The sequence below is a fragment of the Moorena sp. SIO1F2 genome, assembly GCF_010672755.1.
Lineage (GTDB): Bacteria > Cyanobacteriota > Cyanobacteriia > Cyanobacteriales > Coleofasciculaceae > Moorena.
In genome coordinates, this window is sequence record NZ_JAAHFV010000510.1 from 1 (window position 1) to 3,498 (window position 3,498).

The 3,498-nt window shown below is 43.6% G+C and carries 2 protein-coding genes; one reads left to right on the top strand and one right to left on the bottom strand.

Annotation, left to right across the window (positions count from 1 at the left end):
* Positions 1-1,170: 1,170 nt before the first annotated feature.
* Entirely contained in the window at positions 1,171-2,547 is a 1,377-nt protein-coding gene (locus tag F6J94_RS31915; RefSeq protein ID WP_293047596.1) for a hypothetical protein, read from the bottom strand.
* A gap of 328 nt (positions 2,548-2,875) precedes the next feature.
* On the opposite strand from F6J94_RS31915, the gene F6J94_RS31920 reads away from it, so the two are divergent.
* The gene (locus tag F6J94_RS31920; RefSeq protein WP_293047597.1) at positions 2,876-3,013 is read left to right on the top strand and encodes a hypothetical protein; all 138 of its coding nucleotides are present in this window, start codon (positions 2,876-2,878) and stop codon (positions 3,011-3,013) included.
* The last annotated feature ends 485 nt before the right edge of the window (positions 3,014-3,498 follow it).

A 3,498-nucleotide genomic window follows, 5' to 3' on the forward strand; every position in this document is an offset into this window, starting at 1 on the left:
TCTAATACTACTGTTGAGTAAATTACTGATTAATATGAGGGGTGACACCCCTCATATTAATCAGTAATTTACTCAACAGTAGTATTAGTCGTCCATATTGAATCGGGATGGGGCTGATAAATGACAATTTTGCCATCATAATGAACCATAATGAGTGTAATTAACCTCAATAACCGGGTTTGCGCCGTAAGTCCTATAGGATTTGTCCAACGTTACGAATTCATAGGCTTTTTAAACAAAGTTTAAGTTAAGCAAATTTATCTGAACAGAGTCTAGCAAAAATTCAGCCAAGTTGATACATTCATAAATAGGCACACAAACCAATCGGAATTCAGGACTGTGCCTCCTGTCCTGAACAACTTACAGCCCTAGAAACTTAGTCGTAGAGATTAACAAGACATGTAGGGTAAGGTTAGTAAACAGCACAATAAAATGTCGCAGAGTCTACCAAAAACTCTTATTATTTGTTAGACTTAAATTAGGGTAACACCGACAGGGATTATTATGTAACTTAAATTAAAGCCGAAAACCAAGGGTTTAATAGTTGCGCTCTCTATCCCGGTGTTATAACTTTTTTGACATTTTTATGGCGCTCGCGGGATATTCCGTCAGAGCTTTGGGAGATACCCCCTGGATGCGATTGCATCTTGCATTGGCGGGCTAGGATCTGCCTTGGTAGATTCTGGTAGCTAAAAAGTATCGGTAGGCGTTAAATAACCATCAATGGGAGTAATTCAGTTTAATTCCCACCTACCCTAGACAACTAAAACCATGTCTAGCCCTAATTAATCGATGTTTTAACTAGCTAGTGGTCATGATCTGAAGCATCTTTGTTCAGCGTCTTTGGCTAACCAAACTGTTAAAACATCAAAAGCCAAACCACTCAGGAAAGTAAGTAATGGAGGAATATAATTTTTTATTGAGCTTCGGCTGTAAGAATCTGTAAACCCTAGCTAGATATTTTGTTGAATAAGTATAACCATGAACCAGGTACCGTTACCTGGTTCATGTTAGTTTTAGCCACTATCAAAAGAAGCTCTACCCTATACCGCCTCAACTAGCTCACTGATTGAACCACAGCAAAAACAAATCTCCCCCCAGCCACAACCGATAGAACGCAACAGATAGAACTATTCAAGCAAGAGCTGTCTGCCTGTGAAATTGCGATCGCTATTCTTGCATCCCGGCATACAACAAACGTGCAAATAGCCGTACCCCATCATCCTGCTTCAGCTCTTCATAGGAAGGGGGCTGCCGCAAACCCACCACCCGCAGATCTGCCAGCAATTCCGGATGAAACTGACAGGTAAACGATCGCCGAACGGTTTTACTTTCAAAATCTCTGTAATTGATGCAAGTGGCAGAACACTCTGTCAACACCTCATCATCATCATCCGCCGTCGAGCACAAAATTTCAACAGCATCAGGGAGCTGGATAAGCCAAGACAAAGCACTATTCGCCACAATGTGACGGCTGGGAATGAGAGCATCATGAATTAACCGATACGCCCAGTTTGCAAATAAGATTGCCTCTTCGTTCACCTCGTCCGAATGAAACATTGCAATGTTGAGTTCATGCTCATAGGCAATCGACGTATCAATCACCCCTTCGTGCTCATCAGCGGTAATCTCATGGGCAACAATCAGTGCCTCAGGAACACCGGAGGTCTCATGGTCAGGGGATTCATACTGCCGCAGCTGGCGATCACCAATCTCTTTTGCTTCGTTGTGAGCCACCGCAAACTCCTGATGCTCCCAATTGTCTGCCACCACACGGCCATCCCGCTTCTTGATGACCAGGGACTGCCCTACTGCCTGGATTTCTTGACAGACACGTTGTAAAGCCCTCAAAGCCTTGCCATTGCCATCCCCTTCCAATACATCTAGAGCTAACACTTCCCTGACTGCCCGACGAATCAGACTGATGTGAGCCTGAGCCGCAAGCTGGTGCCCTAAACAAATAAATATGGCAGGTGCGCTTGCAGGAGTCCGAGAGAGGAGAATTTGCTCAGATAGACGGAGAAGATCCTGATGGGAGCAACTTGCCCCTGCAAAGGTAGAGGGATTCCGGAGAGATGGATCCCCCCCCTCTACCACAATTGCCAATCCTGAGCTGATGACGGGGATCAGTCGCTCCAAATCTAACGGACCTGAGGCCCAATAGGGAAAGAGAATTGAATCACAGTCAGCAACTTTTTGCGCCAAATAAGCCACATTAACCGAGGCACGGACCTCCTCACCTAGGGGGTTACAGCCCACATGTTTCCAGGGTTCAATAATTGCGATCGCATGTCGAAACAACTGAGGATTTGCTATCAACGCCGCAAAAGCTTCTGGAGAGTCGATCACTTTTTCGAATGGCTGCCCCTTGCCCCATTCACAGCTGGGATTGTCGGACAGTAAAGAGCCAGTCGATAGAGGATTAGAGGAATGGCGATCGGCCAAAAACCCTCCCAAAAGAATGTGAACGGACTCAAACTGAGAGCCACTATAGCTCAGATAACCTGGCTTGAGTCGCCAGTTACTTGGTGGTGACTGAGTAATCATAAGAATAATTTCACATTGTCTTCAGTATCTTTGTCTTCTCGACCCCGACAAGAATCGGTTCCTAAGAAACCAAGTCTTAGGCCATTGAAGATAGCGGTGCGACACCGACTACCAGGTAAAAACAAATTACAACACCCCCCAGAGGTTATGCTGGGGTAAATGGTGTGGGATTTGCTGGCTTTAAATCAGTATCGATAAGCACTCAATGAAAGTATCACACTTAGGGACAAGTGGCAAAGTTTCGCGCCTTAAAAACTGAATAACCGTGACGGTGGTTGGTTGTGTGTTTGGCCTTCCCCCCAGGGCAAACACATCTAAATAAATTAGATTGACAAATCTCCGCCCAGCCGCAACCGATAGAACGCAACAGATAGAACCATTAAAGCAACAGCTCCACCAGCTCAAAAACCGTTCCGCCAAAAACAGGGATGGGGAGAGACTTTATCCCATCACAGGCTGGTGGTAGTCTGCCTGGATTACAGAAAAGGTTCAAGTTGGGATTGGGCAACCACTGGGATTGGGCAACTACAACAACAGCAATTGCAACACCTACTGAATTAAACTCCTTGAGACTATAACTATCTTATCGGTCTGGGAAAGGATGATGCTCCACAAGAGTTGCTACATCTCATTGACAGAGTTTATAGTTAGATAAATCTAACCAAAAAGCTACTCTGGCAAATAGTTAAAACTTGAACATTCCAGATCATGATTGGTAAAAATTGTAATCAACTTAGTTTTCCCATAACCAATTTTTTTATCGATATTGTAATCACTTCCCGCTTGAACCCAGGGATTTATGTTTATGTAATTATCATTGTTATACTTATCTTCAATAATAGTTTTTTATAGAAATATATAATCCATAATTTAAACTTGCTTTATTAAAGCTAATTCAATGTCCTTATCAAAAAAATAGCCAGGGTAAAACTTATGATTTATCATCTGCAG

Coding starts and splice junctions, on each gene's coding strand:
- F6J94_RS31915 (WP_293047596.1), bottom strand. CDS start 2,547: ATGATTACTCAGTCACCACCAAGTAACTGGCGACTCAAGCCAGGTTAT.